Annotated in this window: 16 protein-coding genes and 1 pseudogene; 4 read left to right on the top strand and 13 right to left on the bottom strand. The window is 34.9% G+C overall.

Annotated elements, in window-relative coordinates; genetic code table 11:
• Positions 1-55: 55 nt before the first annotated feature.
• Positions 56-1,018 carry an NAD-dependent epimerase/dehydratase family protein gene (locus LNP04_RS19315; RefSeq protein WP_229984519.1) on the bottom strand — a complete coding sequence of 321 codons (963 nt, stop codon included), beginning with the start codon at positions 1,016-1,018 and terminating at the stop codon, positions 56-58.
• A 90-nt stretch (positions 1,019-1,108) separates the two neighbouring features.
• On the opposite strand from LNP04_RS19315, the gene ggt reads away from it, so the two are divergent.
• Positions 1,109-2,794 carry a gamma-glutamyltransferase gene (gene ggt / locus LNP04_RS19310; RefSeq protein WP_229984518.1) on the top strand — a complete coding sequence of 562 codons (1,686 nt, stop codon included), beginning with the start codon at positions 1,109-1,111 and terminating at the stop codon, positions 2,792-2,794.
• Between the two features lie 109 nt (positions 2,795-2,903).
• On the top strand, positions 2,904-4,184 hold the full coding sequence (locus LNP04_RS19305) for a dicarboxylate/amino acid:cation symporter (RefSeq protein WP_229984517.1): 1,281 nt from the start codon (positions 2,904-2,906) through the stop codon (positions 4,182-4,184).
• Between the two features lie 415 nt (positions 4,185-4,599).
• Here LNP04_RS19305 and LNP04_RS19300 read toward each other — a convergent pair whose 3' ends face one another.
• The 5 genes from LNP04_RS19300 to LNP04_RS19280 form a co-directional block, all read right to left on the bottom strand.
• Positions 4,600-5,490, bottom strand: a complete 891-nt coding sequence (locus tag LNP04_RS19300; protein WP_407928618.1) for a diacylglycerol/lipid kinase family protein — start codon at positions 5,488-5,490, stop codon at positions 4,600-4,602.
• Between the two features lie 5 nt (positions 5,491-5,495).
• On the bottom strand, positions 5,496-6,323 hold the full coding sequence (locus LNP04_RS19295; RefSeq protein WP_229984516.1) for a DUF3298 and DUF4163 domain-containing protein: 828 nt from the start codon (positions 6,321-6,323) through the stop codon (positions 5,496-5,498).
• A gap of 78 nt (positions 6,324-6,401) precedes the next feature.
• Positions 6,402-6,938 (bottom strand): hypothetical protein, encoded by a 537-nt coding sequence (locus LNP04_RS19290; RefSeq protein WP_229984515.1) that lies wholly within the window; start codon positions 6,936-6,938, stop codon positions 6,402-6,404.
• Positions 6,939-7,105: 167 nt separating this feature from the next.
• Complete coding sequence (gyrB, locus tag LNP04_RS19285; protein WP_229984514.1) at positions 7,106-9,040, bottom strand: DNA topoisomerase (ATP-hydrolyzing) subunit B; 1,935 nt, start codon at positions 9,038-9,040, stop codon at positions 7,106-7,108.
• A 2-nt stretch (positions 9,041-9,042) separates the two neighbouring features.
• A complete protein-coding gene (locus LNP04_RS19280; protein ID WP_229984513.1) occupies positions 9,043-10,251 on the bottom strand; it encodes a hypothetical protein in 1,209 nt (402 codons plus the stop codon).
• Positions 10,252-10,469: 218 nt separating this feature from the next.
• On the opposite strand from LNP04_RS19280, the gene LNP04_RS19275 reads away from it, so the two are divergent.
• Together LNP04_RS19275 and LNP04_RS19270 are read left to right on the top strand one after the other, a co-directional pair.
• Entirely contained in the window at positions 10,470-11,813 is a 1,344-nt protein-coding gene (locus tag LNP04_RS19275; RefSeq protein ID WP_229984512.1) for a cytochrome ubiquinol oxidase subunit I, read from the top strand.
• On the top strand, positions 11,810-12,820 hold the full coding sequence (locus LNP04_RS19270; RefSeq protein ID WP_229984511.1) for a cytochrome d ubiquinol oxidase subunit II: 1,011 nt from the start codon (positions 11,810-11,812) through the stop codon (positions 12,818-12,820). The genes LNP04_RS19275 and LNP04_RS19270 overlap by 4 nt, the downstream gene beginning before the upstream one ends.
• Before the next feature lie 2 nt (positions 12,821-12,822).
• Here the strand turns inward: LNP04_RS19270 and LNP04_RS19620 are convergent.
• From LNP04_RS19620 to LNP04_RS19240, 7 genes and pseudogenes are all read right to left on the bottom strand, one after another.
• Positions 12,823-12,990, bottom strand: a pseudogene (locus tag LNP04_RS19620) (hypothetical protein); the annotation flags it as partial.
• 17 nt (positions 12,991-13,007) lie between these two features.
• Entirely contained in the window at positions 13,008-13,646 is a 639-nt protein-coding gene (locus LNP04_RS19265; RefSeq protein WP_229984510.1) for an OmpA family protein, read from the bottom strand.
• 86 nt (positions 13,647-13,732) lie between these two features.
• A complete protein-coding gene (locus LNP04_RS19260) occupies positions 13,733-14,389 on the bottom strand; it encodes a T9SS type A sorting domain-containing protein (protein ID WP_229984509.1) in 657 nt (218 codons plus the stop codon).
• Between the two features lie 39 nt (positions 14,390-14,428).
• Positions 14,429-15,139, bottom strand: a complete 711-nt coding sequence (locus LNP04_RS19255) for a hypothetical protein (protein WP_229984508.1) — start codon at positions 15,137-15,139, stop codon at positions 14,429-14,431.
• Between the two features lie 111 nt (positions 15,140-15,250).
• On the bottom strand, positions 15,251-16,948 hold the full coding sequence (gene lysS / locus LNP04_RS19250; protein ID WP_229984507.1) for a lysine--tRNA ligase: 1,698 nt from the start codon (positions 16,946-16,948) through the stop codon (positions 15,251-15,253).
• 364 nt (positions 16,949-17,312) lie between these two features.
• The gene (gene rlmF, locus LNP04_RS19245) at positions 17,313-18,236 is read right to left on the bottom strand and encodes a 23S rRNA (adenine(1618)-N(6))-methyltransferase RlmF (protein WP_229984506.1); all 924 of its coding nucleotides are present in this window, start codon (positions 18,234-18,236) and stop codon (positions 17,313-17,315) included.
• Positions 18,236-20,377: a glucoamylase family protein gene (locus LNP04_RS19240; RefSeq protein ID WP_229984505.1), complete on the bottom strand. Its 2,142-nt coding sequence runs from the start codon at positions 20,375-20,377 to the stop codon at positions 18,236-18,238. The genes rlmF and LNP04_RS19240 overlap by 1 nt, the downstream gene beginning before the upstream one ends.
• Positions 20,378-20,421 lie beyond the last annotated feature (44 nt).

Genomic DNA, 20,421 nt, shown 5'->3' with positions numbered 1-20,421 from the left:
ACTATTAATCAATAGTTAAAATTCAATCTAATTAAAGTAAAACTTTACACTAGAATTATTTAGACAATTTGACTTTTAGATTTTTAATCATGTCTTTAGACATCTCAGAAATTCCGAAATCGTAAGAAAGATTCCAGTCTTTTTTAGCGATAGAATCATCAATTGACGACGGCCAAGAATCTGCAATTGCCTGTCTAAAATCCGATTTATAATCAATTTCAAATTCAGAAATTTCCTTCTTAATTTCAGCTGCCAATTCTTTTGGAGTGAAAGACATTCCGCCCAAATTATATGATGAACGAACCGTCAAACTTTCTTTCGGAGCTTCCATTAATTTCAAAGTTGCGTTGATTGCATCATCCATATACAACATTGGCATTGCTGTATCTTCGGAAATAAAACTTGTATATTTCCCTTCTTCCACTGCCTCGTAGAAAATCTCAACAGCGTAATCAGTAGTCCCACCACCAGCGGGAGTTTTCCAAGAAATCAATCCGGGATATCTGATACTTCTTACATCTACTCCATATTTATCAAAATAATATTCGCACCATTTTTCACCTGCCATTTTTGAAATACCATACACTGTAGTTGGATTCAAAACAACATCCTGAGCAACATCATTTTTAGGAATTCCTTTTCCGAAAACAGCGATTGAACTCGGCCAGAAAATCTTTTGAAGCAAACCTTCTTTTGCCATCTCACAAAAATGAAGAAGCGGCTCAAGATTCAGTTTCCATGCAAAAATAGGCTGCTTTTCAGACGTTCCAGATAAAAGTGACGCCAAGTGATAAACGGTTGTAATTTCGTAATCTTTAATTACTTGTTTTACCAATTGGGTGTTGGTCACATCCATTCTTTCGTAATGACCGGCAGAAGTAAGCCCTTTTTGGTATCTGTCTAAGCCTGATGCGACCACATTATCTGCACCGTGAATTTCTACAAGTCTGTTGGTAAGCTCGGTCCCGATTTGGCCCAAAGCTCCTGTAATCAATATTTTTTCCGTGAAGGACTCCATTTTTATTTATTATTAGATGAGTAAAAGCAAAAATAAAGATTTTGAGTACTATAAGAAAACAAAATTGTAAATTCGGTTATAATATTTATCATGAAAAAAATTTTATTCATCTTATTCATTGTGTCTCAATCAGTTTCGGCGCAGTTTACAGACATCAGCATCGTAAAAGAAGTAAAAGTCAACAACAGAGGTGTTGTGGTCTCTGCACATCCTCTGGCGAGTGAAGCCGGTGCAAAAATCATTAGAATGGGCGGAAATGCCTACGATGCGATTGTAGCGACACAGTATGCTCTGGCCGTCGTCTATCCACAGGCCGGAAACATCGGCGGCGGCGGTTTTTTGATTGGAGTAAAAAATAACGGAGAAAAATTCACTCTTGATTATCGTGAAACTGCTCCCAAAAAGGCTTCTCACAATATGTATTTAGATAAAAAAGGAAATGCCAATACAGATTTATCCCAAAATGGCAGATTGGCAGTAGGTGTTCCAGGAAGTGTTGCCGGATTTTTTGCTACTTTAAAACACTGCAAACTTCCGATGGAAAAACTGATTCAGCCTGCAATTGATTTAGCGGATAAAGGATTTTCCATAACGGAACGGGAAGCTAATTTATTAAATTCAAATAGAGAATATTTTCAAAAACATAATCAGTCGTCCATAGTTTTCGTTAAAAATAATTCTTGGAAGTCAGGAGATTTACTGATTCAAAAAGAATTGGCCGAGACTTTAAAATTGATTCAGAAATTAGGATTAAAAGGGTTTTATGAAGGAAAAACTGCTAACCTTTTGGTTACCGAAATGAAAAAAGGGAACGGAATTATTACCCTGGAAGATTTAAAAAACTACAAAGTAGCAGAAAGAAAAGCATTGGAATTTGATTATAAAGGAAATCAGATTATATCGATGCCATTACCCTCAAGCGGTGGAATTTTGTTAGCTCAAATGCTGAAAATGTCAGGTTATGAAAATTTAGAAAAATACCAGCACAACTCTAAAGAAGCAGTTCAAGTTATGGCTGAATCTGAAAGAAGAGCTTTTGCAGACCGCGCAGAATATATGGGCGATCCTGATTTCATTAAGGATCAAACTTCATATTTAATTTCAGACGAATATTTGAAGAACCGCTGGAAAGGTTTTAGTTTTAACAAGGCAACACCAAGTTCGGAGGTCGGAAAAATCATCAAACAGCCAAAAGAATCTACAGAAACCACTCATATTTCAGTGATTGATAAAGAAGGAAATGCCGCAGCAGTTACCACCACTTTAAACGGTTTGTACGGAAGTAAGGTTGTAGTTGCCGGAGCCGGATTTTTTCTAAACAACGAAATGGATGATTTCTCCGTAAAACCCGGCGTTCCGAATATGTTTGGAGCCGTTGGCGGCGAAGCTAATTCAATTCAACCTAATAAAAGGATGCTGTCATCAATGACTCCGACGATTGTATTAAAAAACGGAAAACCTTACATGGTTGTTGGAACTCCCGGCGGAACAACGATTCCTACTTCTGTTTACCAATCGATTGTGAATGTGATTGATTTTAAATTGAATGCAAATATGTCTGTCAATTCTCCTAAGTTTCATCATCAATGGCTTCCGGAAACTGTTGCTTTTGAGAAAAATTTTCCCGAAACTACGATTAAGGATCTAGAAAAACTAGGTTACAAAGCAGAAAGAGTTAATCAATTGGGAAGAACAGAAATGATTTTGATTGATGATAACGGAACCATCAATGCTGTGGCTGACGGACGTGGAGACGATTCTGTTGCAGTGGAATAATTTCGAATCATATTTAACCCTCAACATTTGCTAACAACAAACTTTTCTCAAAAGTATAAATCTTAATAGTTATTTTCTTACTTTTCAACCAGAATTAAACATATTTCTTGTGAAAGCAAAAAAAATCTATCAGCAACTTTACTTTCAGGTGATTGTTGCTATTATTGCAGGAATTCTTTTAGGTAAATTTTATCCCGAATTGGGTGAAAAAATGAAGCCTTTAGGTGACGGGTTTATCAAATTGGTCAAAATGATTATTGCTCCCGTAATTTTCATCACATTGACTTTGGGAATTGCTCACATGACCGATTTGAAAAAAGTGGGAAGAATTGCAGTGAAAGCTATGATTTACTTCTTTACATTTTCAACATTAGCATTAATCATCGGATTAATCGTTGGAAATCTTTTACAACCAGGTTCCGGGTTAAATATTGACCCTGCAAGTCTCTCGGGTGATGTTTCGCAATATCAACAGAAAGCTCATGATACTACACTGACAGGATTTATAATGAACATAATCCCGGAAACACTTTTTAGTCCGCTGGTTGGCGACAATATCCTTCAGGTTTTGTTGGTTGCCATTCTGATGGGAGTTGCATTGGTTTTAACCAAAGAAAAAAGCCAACGGATTACTGATTTTTTACAAGATTTAGCAACACCGGTTTTCAAAATTGTGCATATGCTCATGAAACTGGCTCCGATTGGTGCTTTTGGAGCGATGGCATTTACAATAGGAAAATACGGTTTAGCATCTGTTTTAAATTTAATTTTCCTTGTTGGTACTTTCTATATCACCTCTATCCTATTTGTAGTTTTAATTCTCGGCTCTGTTGCTTGGTACAATGGTTTCAGCATTTTTAAACTGATGTATTATCTCAAAGAAGAACTTCTTTTGGTTTTGGGTACAAGTTCTTCAGAATCTGCCTTGCCGGGAATTATGGACAAGCTACAGAAAGCAGGTTGCTCAAAGGCGATCGTGGGATTGGTTGTTCCCACAGGATACTCTTTCAATCTTGACGGAACTAATATCTATATGACTTTAGCATCATTATTTATTGCTCAGGCTTTGAATATCGACCTTTCACTGGAAAAGCAATTAATGCTTCTTTTGGTGGCAATGTTGAGTTCGAAAGGAGCTGCTGGCGTTACCGGAGCCGGATTTGTAACTTTAGCAGCAACATTAGCGGTAGTTCCCGAAATTCCGATTGCAGGAATGACTCTGATTTTGGGAATTGATAAATTTATGAGTGAATGCCGAGCGTTAACAAACGTTGTTGGAAATTCTGTTGCAACTGTTGTCGTAGCGAACTGGGAAAAACAACTCGACAAAGATCAGTTGCAGTACTGCCTCAATAATCCTAATAAAATAGAGGAAAAATTGGAAGTTTAGCTTCTTATTTGGATAACCGAAAACCGTCATTTTCTAAATTTTAAATATTATTTTTGAAACCTCTCCTTCAAAATTTTGGATTTTAAAATTAGTTTTCTTAAATTTGCAGTACATTATCATTGAATAATGGTAATTTTTTTTTCATCATTTGTGTTTTTAAGCCTTCTTCATTGAAGGCTTTTTTTGTTCTCTCTTATTATCTTTCATCATCTTTATTACAATATATTTAATTAGATGTAAACTTAAAGAAATCATTCATTTACCCAGAAAATCACTAGCCTCGATTGTAACGGCATCCTTTTCTTTTGCTGCTGGTAAAAGCGAAGGCAAAAGAAAAGATACAGCACTTCGGCTTCGCTCAGTATAAATTACAAGCGAGATTAAGCTCCTTAGAACAATTACGTTTATGATGAATTTAAATTAAAATCGTAAGACTTGAAGGCTGTACTTTGATGTGGATGGGAGATTTTATTTTGTTGAATTCACCATCGAGATGCCAATTTTTGGTATTGACTTTAAATTCGACTTCTGAAACTGGCAGATAAGTGATGTAATCATCTTCTTTAAGTTTTTTGGTAAACATTCTGAATGCAAAAAGCGCAGAATACGTCAGTGGAAATTTTTTCACCAAAACCATATCAACCAAACCATCACTTTTACTAGCCATCGGAGCGATGTACGCATTATTCCCGAATTGACGCGTGTTTGCGATGTTCACCATTAAATACTTACCATTATACTGATGGTATTTTTCATCAGCAAACTTTAATTTGATGGGTTTGTAATTGAAAAATGTTTTAAGCGAAACTTTGATGTAATTTTTGAAACCACGGTCGGTTTTTTCAAATTCTTTGACCACTTTCCCGTCAAATCCGGTTCCTGAAACATTGATGGAAAGCCGATCATTAACGGTAAACGTATCAATCTTTCTGGATTTTTTTTGTTTTAATTTTTCCAACAGTTCATCTAAATTTTTGCTGAACTGCGTTTCATTAGAAAAACCATTTCCTGATCCTGCCGGAAAAATAGCCAAAATTTTATCGGTATTAATCAGATTTTTAGCAACCGTAGAAATTGTACCGTCCCCTCCGATTGCCACAAAAATATCCGTATCCGAAAAATGTTTCTGAATAAATTCTTCCGTTCCCGGAATAGATTCTGAAATGTAATATAAAGGATTTTCGACTTTCCTCTTCAGCTCATTGAGAAATGGCTGATAATTCTTTTTCGCCGAAAAAGGATTGATGATAAAAGCTACTTTTTCCATTGCCACAAAAGTAAAAAATGCTTCCTGATTTGGAAGCATTAATATTAGTTAATTTTCATTCTCTTTTTAAATTCAGGATTTACTGTTCCTTTCAGCTCTTCCCAAGATACAGGAATCACGATATCACCCGCTGCAAAAGCGGCAATTTCATAAGGACTGTAATGAAAATAGAGATTTTTCTCGTCAAAATAAAAATCTTTATTTGCAGGGATGACATCAACCAGAAGCATCTCAGAATTATTAACCGCACCGTCAGAATCGGTTGTTCCACTCGGAAGTTTGTCTATATTTTTCATTAAAAGCTCTGATAATCTGGCTTGTGGCATTGTCGTAATATCTTTCAAATTCAGTTTTTTATTACTTTTCAGATCAAAAACTCGTGCAGCAAAAGAATAATTTCCGTGCGCGCCGCCTTCGTAAGATGTAAACAGATACTCGATTTGAAGAAAATCGTCAGTCTGAGAAAGAAGCTTCATAAAAGACCCCGCTTCCCAAGTCTGTTTGTATTGGATATCAGCAATCCATTCGCTGCTTTTTTCTTTTGTCGATGAGAAAAATTCAGTTTTATCTTTATCTAAAAAACTCTGCAGTCCGTTTTTGGAAAAATCTGTAATCCCTTTTTTATCGTAATAAATGCTGTCTAAAAGCGCTTTGTCTTTCAGTGTAGGAAATACCAACATTTTTGAAGCATAATTCACAGAAAGTTTATCATTAATTTTCATAGAATCAGTTACTTTAACAGAATCTACCGTAAATTTTTCGGGAGCCTTAACTTCTGTAGTATTTGTCTCTGCTGTTTGAGAATCATTCTTTTTACAAGATGCTAGAGCAAATACTGCAGAAATAGTAAAAATAGCAATGGTGTTTTTCATAAATTATTATTTCGTGTAGCAATGCAAAAACCATTCAAAAGATGAATGGTTTTCGTTTTTATTTGATATTTGTTTACTTTACTTTTTGATTAAACTCATCACCTGGTTTTCGCTGTCAGAAATTACTTTCCATATTTGCTTGAAAGCGGGATAATATTCTTTAGGATAATCTGCACTTGCGATTTTATATTCTGAAATCGTGACAATTCTATTTTCTTTTCTTTCTACAGTGTAAGAATAACTAATTTCTTTATCTTCAGTCACAATTTTTTTGCTTTTTGGTAAATCTGCAACTTCATATCCTTCCGGAATTTCAATTTCAACAATTTTTGTCTTACTGATCGGCGAAATAAAATCAATCATATACTTTCTTTCCTCCTGCTGATCAAAATCGTTGGTCGTTTGATGCAAAAATAAAAGCGGGTTGATGATTTTTCTTTTACCTAAATTATCAATCATATTACTTGATGTAAAACTCATGGTAGATCTGAACTCTCCGCCTTCTAAAACTCTTGAATTGATATTATCAAAATCAACCGAAAAATTCTCCTTGTATTGTTTTTTGTATTTATCCGGATTTTCATCAAAATTTTCTTTTGCATTCAGAGCCAGCAAACCTTCATCCTGATCCTGATATTGACCTGTTACAGTACCGTCAGGATTTATTTTCGCTTTAGTTGTATGGCTATTATAACTTCCTTTAATATGAGAATTATTAGTTTTTTAAGACAAAAAAAGACTCCAAAAAAATGGAGTCTTTGAAATATTATTTTTGAAGATTATTAAACATCAATCTTAGCATATTTTGCATTTTTCTCGATAAATTCTCTTCTTGGAGGAACCTCATCACCCATCAACATTGAGAAAACAGAATCTGCCTCTACAGCATTATCGATCGTCACCTGCTTCAGAATTCTGTGGTCAGGATTCAATGTAGTTTCCCAAAGCTGCTCAGGATTCATTTCCCCAAGACCTTTATAACGCTGAACTTCAACACCTTTTCCGTCCGGAGCCATCTCTAAAGTTATCTCTTCACGCTCCTTTTCGTTGTAAGCATATACTTTCTTGTTTCCTTTCTTTAATAAATATAAAGGAGGTTGCGCAATATAAATATATCCGTTTTCGATCATTTCTTTCATGAATCTAAAGAAGAACGTAAGAATCAAAGTAGAAATGTGAGAACCGTCAATATCGGCATCGGTCATGATCACTACTTTATGATATCTTAACTTGGCCATATTCAAGGCCTTGCTGTCTTCTTCAGTTCCTACAGAAACTCCAAGTGCAGTGTAAATATTTTTAATCTCTTCGTTATCGTACACCTTATGAAGCATTGATTTCTCAACATTCAAAATCTTACCTCTTAACGGAAGAATCGCCTGGAAATGTCTGTCTCTACCCTGCTTTGCAGTTCCACCTGCCGAGTCTCCCTCGACTAAGAACAATTCAGATTCTGCTGGGTCTTTTGAAGAACAGTCTGATAATTTTCCCGGTAAACCAGAACCTCCCATCGGAGATTTTCTCTGAACCATTTCACGGGCTTTTTTCGCAGCCTGTCTAGCTTTTGCAGCCAAAACAACTTTCTGAACGATAATTTTAGCCTCATTTGGATTTTCTTCCAAGAAATTGGTCAACATTTCACCAACGATCTTATCAACCGCACCGGAAACTTCAGAGTTTCCAAGTTTAGTTTTAGTCTGTCCTTCAAACTGAGGTTCCATTACTTTTACAGAAATAACAGCGGTCAAACCTTCACGGAAGTCGTCTCCGGTAATTTCTACCTTTTCTTTTGCAGGAATTCCTAAATCATCTGCATATTTCTTCAATGTTCTCGTCAAAGCACGTCTGAAACCTGCTAAGTGAGTTCCACCCTCATGGGTATTGATATTATTAACGTAAGAGTGAAGATTTTCGCTGAAAGAAGTATTGTAACGCATCGCAACTTCTACAGGAATATCATCTCTTTCACCTTCCATGAAAATTACGTTTTCCATGATTGCTTCACGGCTTCCGTCAATGAATTCTACAAATTCTCTCAACCCACCTTCAGAATGGAAAACTTCAAAAGCAAAAGATCCGTCTTCGTTTGGCTCTCTTTCGTCAACCAAAGTAATTGTGATTCCTTTATTTAAGAAAGAAAGCTCACGCATTCTCGCTGCAAGCGTATCATAATTATAAACCAATTCCTGGAAAATAGTACCATCCGGCTGGAAGAAAACTTCAGTTCCTCTTTCGTTTGTGGTACCGATTTCAGCAACGTCTGCCAAAGCTTTTCCTTCAGAATATTTTTGTTGGTATAATTTACCATCACGGCTTACGGTTGCCACCAATAAAGTAGAAAGTGCATTCACACAAGAAACCCCTACACCATGCAAACCTCCAGAAACTTTGTAAGAATCTTTATCAAACTTTCCACCTGCTCCAATTTTGGTCATTACAACCTCCAAAGCCGATTTTTGCTCTTTCTCGTGCAAATCTACAGGAATTCCTCTACCGTTATCTTTTACAGAGATACCTTCTCCCTTATGAATTGTTACTAATATCGTATCGCAATGACCTGCAAGCGCCTCATCGATAGAGTTATCTACTACTTCATAAACCAAATGATGAAGACCTCTTACTCCTACATCTCCAATGTACATAGATGGTCTTAGACGAACGTGCTCCATGCCTTCTAATGCCTGGATACTACTAGCTGTATATTGTTTTTGACTCATATCTATTGGTTGTTCTTTTTAATATTAAATATATTTTTCAATTTATAATGGTAATCGAATCTATTATCATTTCCCTTAAAATAAACTTGTACTTCCATTCTGTCGGGATATAATAAAAGTTCAATATTTTTAATCTCATTCTTTTTCACCTCAATTTCTCCAACTTCCTGTTTTCCTTTAAGCGTATTATGATAGCTGCTTATAAATTTAAAATCGGAAGAAAGACTGTCTGCAAATGGAGTTATTTTAAATATAAAAACATATGTTTTTAATTTGAAATCGTATGTTAAATTATGCTGAATATTGTTGATGTAAAAAAATATATCAGATTGATCATTTTTGCTTTTTCCATAAAAGAATTGGTTGGGAAGTACCAGTTTCAAAGCTTTCTGCGGTATATCAATACTTCCTCTCGGAAGAATATACTCATTGGTCACATTGCCCACTCCATTATTCCAAATACTCCCAAAAAAATCATCAATGTTTTTCCTTGTTTTATCCTCATCAGGATTTGCCAAATATGCTTTGTATGGAGCAAAATTACAATCAGAATCCGGCATCTTACTATTAATTTCCTTACATAACCTAGTCATTAGACCAGGCGATTCTGAATCAAAACTTTCATTAATCTGAATTTTATTTGCTTTATTAATATCCCTGATAAACTGTACAGAGTTATCTATTTTACTATTAAAATTTACCACTTTCATATTAAAAAAGTGAGCTAAAAGCTGTTCATCAGTAATGTTACCAAAAAACTTCATATAAAAGAAATTCGTGGTATTATTTCGTGGGTTATAGGTGTCAAAATCTACGGTTCCTTTGGGTGCTTTCCAAGTACCGTTAGCTCTTACTGGGACTGTAGAAATCGGCTTACCCATCAATTTACTGTTGATTTCAGGAACAATCACAAATCCAGTCTTCAAAAAATCGTACTTTCTATTTTCGAAGAAAATTAAATCTAACGAATTGAAACTACCTCCATTTCCATCTGAATGCTGAAGGTTTTTAAAAAAAATTTCTTGTGAATTTTTTTTCTGTTCATTTACAAAAAAGTTGTATTCTCTGGGAAGATTTATTTTCTCTCCTTCCTGCATATAAATACGATTCAACCCATTCATAAACTGAGCAGAATAAAATGAAGCAGAAAAAAGAAAAAAGGCGATAACAACCTTTCTGTTTAATAATTTTACACTTCGTTTTTTTTGCACTTCGTTTTGAATAAAAATTCTTACAAATATCGTGATTTTTTTCGACTTATGAAAGTAATTTACCTCTTAAAATATCAGAATTTGTCCTAAAATTTGAATGATTCATTCAACAAAAAAAAACAATAAAGTTACAACGCAATAAACAAATGATTGCAATGTTTTAAATCATATAAAGTTACCCTAATTTTATCCGTAACTTTCAGCTGAAAATTAATATTATGGATGATTTTATCGCTGCACGAGCCCAGATGGCGCTTTCATTAGGTTTTCATATTATTTTCGCCTGCGTCGGAATGGTAATGCCTTTTCTCATGGCATTCGCACACTGGAAATACCTCAAAACCGGGAATGAAATTTACAAAGGTCTCACAAAAGCATGGAGCAAAGGTGTTGCGATTTTGTTTGCCACTGGAGCCGTTTCCGGAACAATGCTTTCATTCGAGTTGGGGCTTCTTTGGCCCGGATTTATGAAACACGCAGGTCCCATTTTCGGAATGCCGTTTTCTCTCGAAGGAACAGCCTTTTTTATCGAAGCCATTGCGATCGGATTTTTTCTTTACGGATGGGATAAATTTAATAAATGGTTTCATTGGTTTTGCGGATTTTTGGTTGGCTTAAGTGGTTTAGCATCAGGAATTTTAGTCGTTGCAGCAAATGCGTGGATGAATTCACCTACTGGTTTTGATTATATCAATGGAGAATACGTCAATATTGACCCGATTAAAGCAATGTTTAATGAAGCGTGGTTTCCACAGGCTTTACACATGACGGTGGCTGCATTTTGCGCGACCGGATTTGCCGTTGCTGGAGTTCATGCTTTCTTAATCATGAAAAAAAAAAATGTTGAATTTCATACCAAAGCATTCAGAATTGCCGCTGCTTTTGCAATGATTGGTGCGTTCGGTGCTCCTTTAAGCGGTGATGTGGCAGCAAAATCTGTTGCAGAAAGACAACCTATAAAATTAGCTGCGATGGAAGCGCATTTTAAAACTGAAAAAGGTGCAGCTTTTGTGATTGGTGGAATTCCTGATGAAGAAAAAGGTGAAATTAATTATGCTTTAAAAATTCCAAAAGTTTTAAGCTTTTTAGCTACTAATGATTTTAACGCAGAAATAAAAGGTTTAAATGATTTTCCAAAAGATGAATGGCCACCTGTTGCGGTTGTACATTACGCTTTCCAGATTATGATTTTCTTTGGCGTGGTGATGATTTGTATCGGAAGTCTTTATCTCTACGCTTTCTTTTTTAAAAAAGATTGGCTAAATAAAAACTGGCTGCTGAAAACATTTCTTTTTGCAACACCATTTGGATATATTGCCCTAGAAGCTGGCTGGACAGTCACTGAAGTCGGAAGACAACCTTGGATTATTTACGGAATTATGAAAACCGTAGATGCTATGACACCAATGCCTGGAATTCAGTATTCATTTTACTTTTTTACGGCTATTTTTATTTCATTATCATTGATTATTATTTTTCTTTTGAGAAGGCAGATACAGATGGTTCCCAAACTTTACGACCCGACAGATGCACAATTTAACACTAAAAACAAAAAATCATGATATACGTTGTAATTGGTTTCTTATGGCTTTCCGTATGCCTTTATGTGATTTTGGGTGGTGCTGATTTCGGAGCAGGAATTGTAGAATTAATGACTAAAAAGAAAAACAGAAAATACACAGAAAAAATCATGTATGAATCAATAGCACCTGTTTGGGAAGCCAATCATATGTGGTTAATTATTGCGATTGTTATTCTATTCGTAGGATTCCCTGAAATCTATACAACAATGTCTACTTACCTTCACATTCCTTTGGTTTTGATGCTGGTGGGAATTATTGCGAGAGGAACTGCGTTCACCTTCAGACATTATGATGCAGTGGAAGATCAATGGCAGATAATTTATACACAGATTTTCTATTATGCGAGTCTTCTAACACCCTTTTTCTTAGGTTTAATAGCCGCTGCGACGGTTTCACAATCAATCAATCCTGATGCAAATAACTTTTTAGATTTGTATGTCTTCAGCTGGCTCAATTGGTTTGGTGTTGCGGTTGGATTATTTACCGTTTCTCTTTGCGCTTATTTAGCTTCCATTTTTTCTTTACGGGAAACCAGCGACAGATTAGAATTAGGTTTAATGATTAAAAAATCACATCAGACAATGATTTTTGTAGTCGTAACGGGATTGTTGGTCTTTTCTGCTGCTTATTTTTCCGATATTCCTTTAACAAAATGGATTTTTTCTAAACCATTGGGTGTGATGTCAATTTCCTTTGCAACCGTTGCCTTAGGTTTAATATTAAGAGCAATGCATAACCGGAAATTGCTTCCAGTAAGAGCTTTAGCCGGTTTTCAGATCATTATGATTCTTGTAGCAGCAACGTATCAACATAATCCGGATATTATTTTATTAGGAAACGGACAACACCTTTCTTTATTAAAACATATCGCTGCCGAAAAAACAATTTCTGCTTTGGGTTGGGCTTTGGTTTTAGGATCACTATTTATTTTACCGTTCTTATTTTATCTGATGTTTTCATTTACAAAAGCAAAAGGAAAATCTTAAAGTTATTTTATAGTTAAAACCAATTCTACTCTACGGTTCTTGATTCGGTCGGCCTCTGTTATTTCAGGGTAAACGACCGGATTGAGATGACCGAGACCTTTTACCATAATTCTATTCTGCTCAATACCTTGTTTCAGCAAATAGTCTTTGATTGCAGTAGCTCTCGTCCATGAAAGATTGAATGTTTTTAATCAATATCTTCACCATCGAAATTCTCGTAATCGCAGCAAATATGTCCCTGCAATTCAACCTCAAGACTTGGATTTTCTTTTAATATTTTTGAAAGTTTCAGCAGATTTGTATTTCCGGACGGAAGCCAGAAGTGACGACCTCCAATAAAATTCACATCAGGAAGTGAAAAAGTATCTTTCACTTTCATCATTGCAATTTTCGTATTGAGAAAACTTGGATACGCTTTTCTCGAAATTTTTTCTCTAGGAGCGAATGATTTTTCAATAAATACATCCACTCTTCTGTTTTTTTCTCGAAGATCTTCTGTACTGTTGTCGTTGATTTGTTTTTCTACACCCAAACCAACTGTAGTTTGCAATTTAATATTGTTCGAAATTTTTCCTTTTAAATATTCACTGACTGCATTTGCACGGTTTTCTGATAGTTTTTTATTGAGTGCAAGATTTCCGGAAGGATCACAATTTCCAAAAATTCTGAATGTGAGATTACTTTTTAATCGGGATAAACTATCCAACTTGTTTTTAGATACCTGATTAAGCTCATAACTGTTGTTTTTAAAATAAACGGAAGTGAGCATTTGTGCATCAAATGTTATAGAAATAAAAAACAGAAAAAAGAATATGAAGGCTTTCATTAGTTTTACTTAAAACGCAAAATTGTTCAATTATTGTTATTAAAAAATTAAAAATCCTGAAATTTTCAGGATTTTTAATTTGACGTTTAATTTTTAATTCCTTTTCTGTAAATTATCTGATTTGATTCTGTTGTTACTTTTATAAAATAAGCACCTTGATTTAAACCAGAGGTATCTATGTTTTTTGAAGATTTATTTCTCAACACTAGACGCCCACCTTCATCGTAAATGTCAATACTTTTAATTTTCTCATTTGTATTTAATAGTAATTGATCGCCGAAAGGATTAGCAAACTGAACCAAATCATTTTTATCTGCATTTTCTGATACGGAAAGTGTGGAGTTTGAAATTATATATTTAATTATTTTTGTCGGAGTAAATAAGTAAATGTAATTATCCTTAATTTCAATTCTATAGGTATATGGTGCCGGATAAGGGTAAAAATCATACCTGTTAAAACCTGTTGGAAAGGTTTGCAAAGCATTTATTGTCTGTAAATTTCCTGAAAAAGAATAACTAATAATTTCGTAGTCATTGGTATTGTTTGATTCGACCAATAAAAATACATTTCCGCTTCCTTGAGTCTTGTATGATGAACTTTCAAGTGTGTAAGGTATCGAGTTGATGGAAGCTGGAATTGGAAAAATCCCACTGTTGCCAAAATTCGCATCCAGTAATCCGTTTGAATTTGTTTTAGATAAACTGTATTGCCCAGTCCCATCATTATAAATGAAGTTAATCATAGAGTTATCAATCTGATGAGGAATTGAATTGATCAACATTTAAGGTATAATAGAAGTATTTCCATAACCACCATTGCCATAACTTAAATCTAAGCTTCCTGTGCTTGTATTAATTTTTCTGATTCCATTTGTCATTTGAGCTGTACTGGTTCCGAACTCATAAGCAAAATTACCTACAACTAATCCTTTATAATAGCCAACTGAATAAGGTAGCGTAGTGATACTTCCGTTGGTTCCGTATGAGGTGTCTAAAGCTCCATCAGATAAGATTTTTGTGAAATTTGCATCTTTTCTGAATATCATTTTACCGTCACTCAAAATGTGCAAATACTTTTTTTGGTTAATAGAGTTTATTCCCCAATTATTCATAAAAACATTGTCAAATGTTCCACTAGAAAAATATTTAGAATCTGAAGCTGTGATCAAATAATCTTCGGTGCCATAATACATTGTATCCGGAGATCCGGGATTTCCTCCATCTGTAAATTCACCATTAGTTCCAAAGCTGAGATCTAAACTGCCATTAGAATTTAATCGGATGAATTTGCTGTAACCAGCAGAAGATCCTGGGTTGCTATAATTAAAACATACTAAAATTTTATCACCCAATAATTTATGAGTAGCATACGATCCTGTATGAGGATAGATATATTCTCCGTTATTTCCAAAACTTAAATCTTTTGTAAGTGTAATTTGTGCATAAGAATACGCAAGATTGCAGGCAAGAACTGCAGAAATTATTTTTTTCATCTTAGGTGTTTTTTTTTCCTAAGAGCAAAGTTAATAAAAATTAATCACATGAAAATGATAAAAAGCGAACTTTAAGTTCGCTTTTTTTTACTTATTTATTTCTACTTGATTTTAAACCAATTTCATCAATACATTCTCATCAATCTTCTCAACCTTCACCAAATTACCTTTCGTTAAAGTTTTAGAAGCTTTATCCCATTTCTTTCCTGATAATTTGCTTAAAGTTTTCACTTCAGCCAAAGCGATTTGTTCGCCAGATTTTAGGATATCAAGAATAATCTTTTCATCTTCTCCTAATTCAATTTGAGCAACGGTTTTTTCTGGTCTCATTTGAGGGAAGAATAATACTTCCTGAATTGATGGATTGTTTGTTAAAAACATAATCAATCTGTCCATTCCGATTCCTAAACCTGAAGTTGGCGGCATTCCGTATTCTAGAGCTCTCAGGAAATCTTCATCGATAAATCCTGTTGCTTCATCATCACCTTTTTCAGCTAATTTCAATTGCTCTTCAAAACGTTCCCTCTGATCAATCGGGTCATTTAACTCCGAATAAGCATTCGCAATTTCTTTACCGCAAACCATTAATTCGAAACGTTCAGTCAGACCTTCTTTGCTTCTATGTTTCTTGGTCAAAGGAGACATTTCGATCGGATAATCGGTAATAAAAGTCGGCTGAATGAAGTTTCCTTCACATTTTTCACCAAAAATTTCGTCGATTAATTTTCCTTTACCCATCGTTTCATTTACATCAATTCCGATAGATTTAGCAAAATCAAACAATTCCTGTTCAGATTTTCCTGTAATATCGAAACCTGTATATTTGATAATGGCATCGGTCATTGAAACTCTTGGATAAGGAGCTTTCCAGCTGATGGTATGTTCGCCAAAAGTTGATTCTGAATTTCCGTTCACCGAAGTTGCACAGAATTCCAGTAATTTCTCTGTGAAATCCATCATCCAATTGTAGTCTTTGTAGGCTACATAAATTTCCATTGCGGTAAATTCCGGATTATGAGTTCTGTCCATACCTTCATTTCTGAAGTTTTTCGAAAATTCATAAACACCGTCAAACCCACCAACAATCAATCTTTTCAGATACAATTCGTTTGCGATTCTTAAATATAAAGGAATGTCTAAAGCATTGTGATGCGTTATGAATGGTCTAGCCGCAGCTCCACCAGGAATTGACTGCAAAATTGGAGTTTCAACTTCAAAATAACCTGCATCATTAAAGAAAGTTCTCATGGCATTGAACAGTTTTGTTCTTTTCACGAAAATTTCTTTTACCTGCGGATTCACCGTCAAATCGACATAACGCTGTCTATATCTCATTTCAGGATCGTTGAAAGCATCATGTACCACTCCGTTTTCATCAGTTTTTGCTTGTGGAAGCGGACGCAATGCTTTGGTAAGCAATGTAAAATTTTTAACCAAAACCGTCTTCTCACCAACCTGAGTGGTAAACAATTCTCCTTCGATGCCGATGATGTCACCGATATCTAAAAGATGTTTATAAACGTCGTTGTATAAAGTTTTGTCTTCTCCTATACAGATTTCGTCTCTGTTGAAGTACACCTGAATTTTCCCTGTAGAATCCTGCAATTCAGCAAAAGAAGCCTTCCCCTGAATTCTGCGAGACATCAATCTTCCCGCAATCTTCACCTGTTTACTTTCAGAAAAATTCTGTTTTATAGATTCTGTAGTATCTGTAATAACATATTCTTCTGCCGGGAATGCGTTGATTCCCATTTCAACAAGCTTAGTCAGCTTTTCTCTTCTAATGATTTCCTGTTCTGATAATTGCATTATAATTCGATTTTTTCGAATTGCAAAAATAGTGAATTTTAAGCGTTTATGAAACTTGAATTTTACTTAAACCACAAATCGTTAAAATCGAAGTAGTGAAGAGTCACAAAAAGTTTTTTATTTTATCAAAACTGATTAAGATTTGCCCTGTGAAATTGTTATAATGATTTAAGTATTTTCAAACCACCCCGTCAAAAATTATTTTGAATTTTCGCCACCCCTCCAAAGGTGGGAAATTTTTCACAATGAATCACTCGCAGCCCGACTTGAGTGCGGAACCCTTCGACTTCGCTCAGGATAAACTACTAGCGGATAAAGCTGCTCAAATCTAACGAATTGGTTACGAATTAGTTAAATAAAAATTTTAGAACCAACCTTTTCTTTCTTGTTGAGGAAAAAACGTCCACGCCAAAATTCTGCTCAATTTCTGACCTTGAGACATATCAATTGTCTTCACTTCAATGGCTTTAACTTTCTTTAAAAGTGAATTTAATTTAAATAAATTTTCTTTTTTTGAAACCAAACAAGTAAACCAAAGTATTTGAGAAGAATACAAGGTACTTTCTTCAATCATTTTTGAGATAAAAGCCAGCTCTCCACCTTCACACCACAACTCAGATTGTTGTCCGCCAAAATTGAGATTGGGCTTTTGAATCTTTGATTTTTTAAGATTTTTTGTTTTTCTGAGATTTCCTTTCATTGCAGATTCTTCGGAATCATGGAAAGGTGGATTGCACATGGAAAACGCAAATCTGTCTTCGGAATTGAGAATATTTTTAAAGATAAATTGAGAATCCGGCTGAAATTCCAATTGAATATTTTCAGAAACATCAGGATTTTCATCTAAAATCTTCTGAGCGTTTTCGAAAGACTTTTGATTAATATCTGTACCCAACATTCCCCAACCGTACGATTGATGGGCAATTAAAGGATACACAAGATTTGCTCCTGTTCCGATATCCAAACCTTTTACTGCTGAACCTTTCGGGATTTCTTTCAAATTTTCAAATAGTAAATCAGCGATGTAGTGAATATAATCTGCACGTCCCGGAATGGGCGGACAGAGATTTCCGTCAGGAATATCCCAGTTTTTAATTTGATAAAAATGCTGCAATAAAGATTTATTAAGCAATTTCACTGCCTTCGGAATGCTGAAATTGATGGTAAAATTTCCGTAAGCATTTTTAAATACATAATGTTTCAGTTCCGGCACACAGGAAATCAGTTGTTCAAAATCGTAAGGATTTTTGTGTAGATTTCTTGGGTGCAAATTTGATTTTTCTGACATTATTTTTCTTTCTCTAATTTTTCAATTCCGGATTTTATATCGGGGTGACTCATAAAAAGATTCCAAATCAAGCCGGTTCTGTGGTTTTCAATCATGACCGTCATGGGTGCTTGATTTAAGCCCATAAAAATAGGTGAGCACCAATTGTTATTCAAATCAAATGAGTCCCGGAAGCCATATTCGCCCCAAAGAAAATCACCGTAATTCAGGTAGAAATTCTTCAAAACAGCCATAGATTCAGTGGGTGTATAAGGAAATGAGGCAATCGCTCCGGTTGGTGTCAATTTTCCTGTATCTTCTCTTTCCACAGGCTCATCCGGATTGTACCCGTTGGGTCCGTCGGAAGCTGTAAGTCCCCATCCATCCTTACCGTAGCCTTTTTGTTTCTTGGGATTTTCTACGCAATAAAGGTAATTGATTTTGGCAATATTCTGATTATTTTTAAAATAATTGGTGTATCGGTCGGTAATTTTATGCGGATCAAATCCCATAAAAGAATAGTGCGCAAAAAACAGCGGACCACCTTTGTTTACGCCAACATCCAACTTAATTCCGTAGTAAGTATTTCCGTTTTTGTAAAATTCGCCTTCATTTGAGTTGCCCCAATCTTTTCTGTAGTCCTGCGCCACTTTTTCCTGACTTGCCCAGCCTGAATAATACATACTTGCAGGCACAGAATGCGTAGGCGAAGCAATCGCCATCAGATAAGTAACCATTGTTTCGTTCCAGCCAATTAACTTATGATTGATTGTCCAAGCTTGATCAGGCGACCAATGCCAATACAGATATTTGCTGTCGGGCGTTTGTCTGAACCAACTCCACTCTATTCCTTTCCAAAATTTGTCAATTTTTGTGCGAATGTTTTTTTCTTCAGAATTATCTTTATTAAAATATTGATGTGCTGCCAATAAACCCTGAACCAAAAATGAAGTTTCAACCAAATCAGCTCCGTTATCTTTTTTCCCGAAAAACGCTTCAGTTTTCCCTGTTTTTCCATCAATAAAATGAGCAACTGCACCGTGATATTTATTGGCTTTTTCAAGAAAATTTACAATTTTAGTAAATCTTTCCGCAGATTCTTTCCTTGAAATAAAACCTCTTTCAGTTCCTGCAATCAGAGCCATAATTCCAAAGCCTGATGCTCCGGTGGCAATCATATTTTGTCTTCCGTTGGTATTTTCTTTGGATAATCCGCTTGCAGACTCTGCTCCATCCCAGTAATAATTAAATGATGCTTCCTGAACCATGGTCATCAGTTCTTCATCTGACATATTTTTGGTTTCTGAAGAAACGATCTCAGAAAGTTTAGATTCATTAAAAAGCTTATCAAGAAAACTAATTTTATAAGAATATTTTTTACCGATTTCATTCGTAAAATCAGCAAAACGATTGATATAAACGTCCTGAATTCCGACCGGTTTGAAATTTTTTCCGTTTTCGGAACGATAGATTTTCACATATTGAATATTCTTATCGTTAATCTGATTCCATTTGAGGTCAACGTGTTTCATGAAACCCTTAGCAGAAGAAATTTTTGGAGTTTCTGTAATATTTTTTTTCTCTTTTGATTCAATCAATGAAATATCATCCAGCCAAATTTTATTATCAGATGACAAAGTTTTTTCAGGTTGAGAAAACACGATCGCTTTCACTGATTTAGGATTATTTTTAATGGAAGAATCAAAACTCGAAACATCAATCAGGACATTTTCCCATTTACCTCTTTTGCTTAATTTAAAATTAACAGTTTTAGAAAAACTTCCATCAGTCTTTTGAATTTTAACAGAAGGCAAAATATTGCTTTCTATATTTTCACTCTTGATCCAGAAAGTTATATAATTAGGTTGTGTAAAAAAGTCTTTTCCTCTTACATCTTCGTATTCAATTGAAGCTTCCCATTTTCCGTCAGGCGAATTTTTATAGTCAAGCAAAAGTGAATTTCCGGGCGAATTGAATTGGGAATGGTCAACCAGTAATTTAGATTTCTCATTTTTCACAAAAGCATTTTCACTAAAACTAACTTTGCTGTAATAAAAACTGTCTTTCATTAAACTATTAGTAAAAAATCGATAATCATATCGATATTCCTGAGCCAAGATACTTCCCGAAATTAAGACAAGAAAAAGATGCGCTTTTTTCATACTGATACTTTTTCTAAAATTAAGATTATTCTTGAATAATTTTA

The organism is Chryseobacterium sp. C-71 (genome assembly GCF_020911865.1).
GTDB lineage: Bacteria > Bacteroidota > Bacteroidia > Flavobacteriales > Weeksellaceae > Chryseobacterium.
This window is presented reverse-complemented; position numbering and strand designations above follow the sequence as displayed.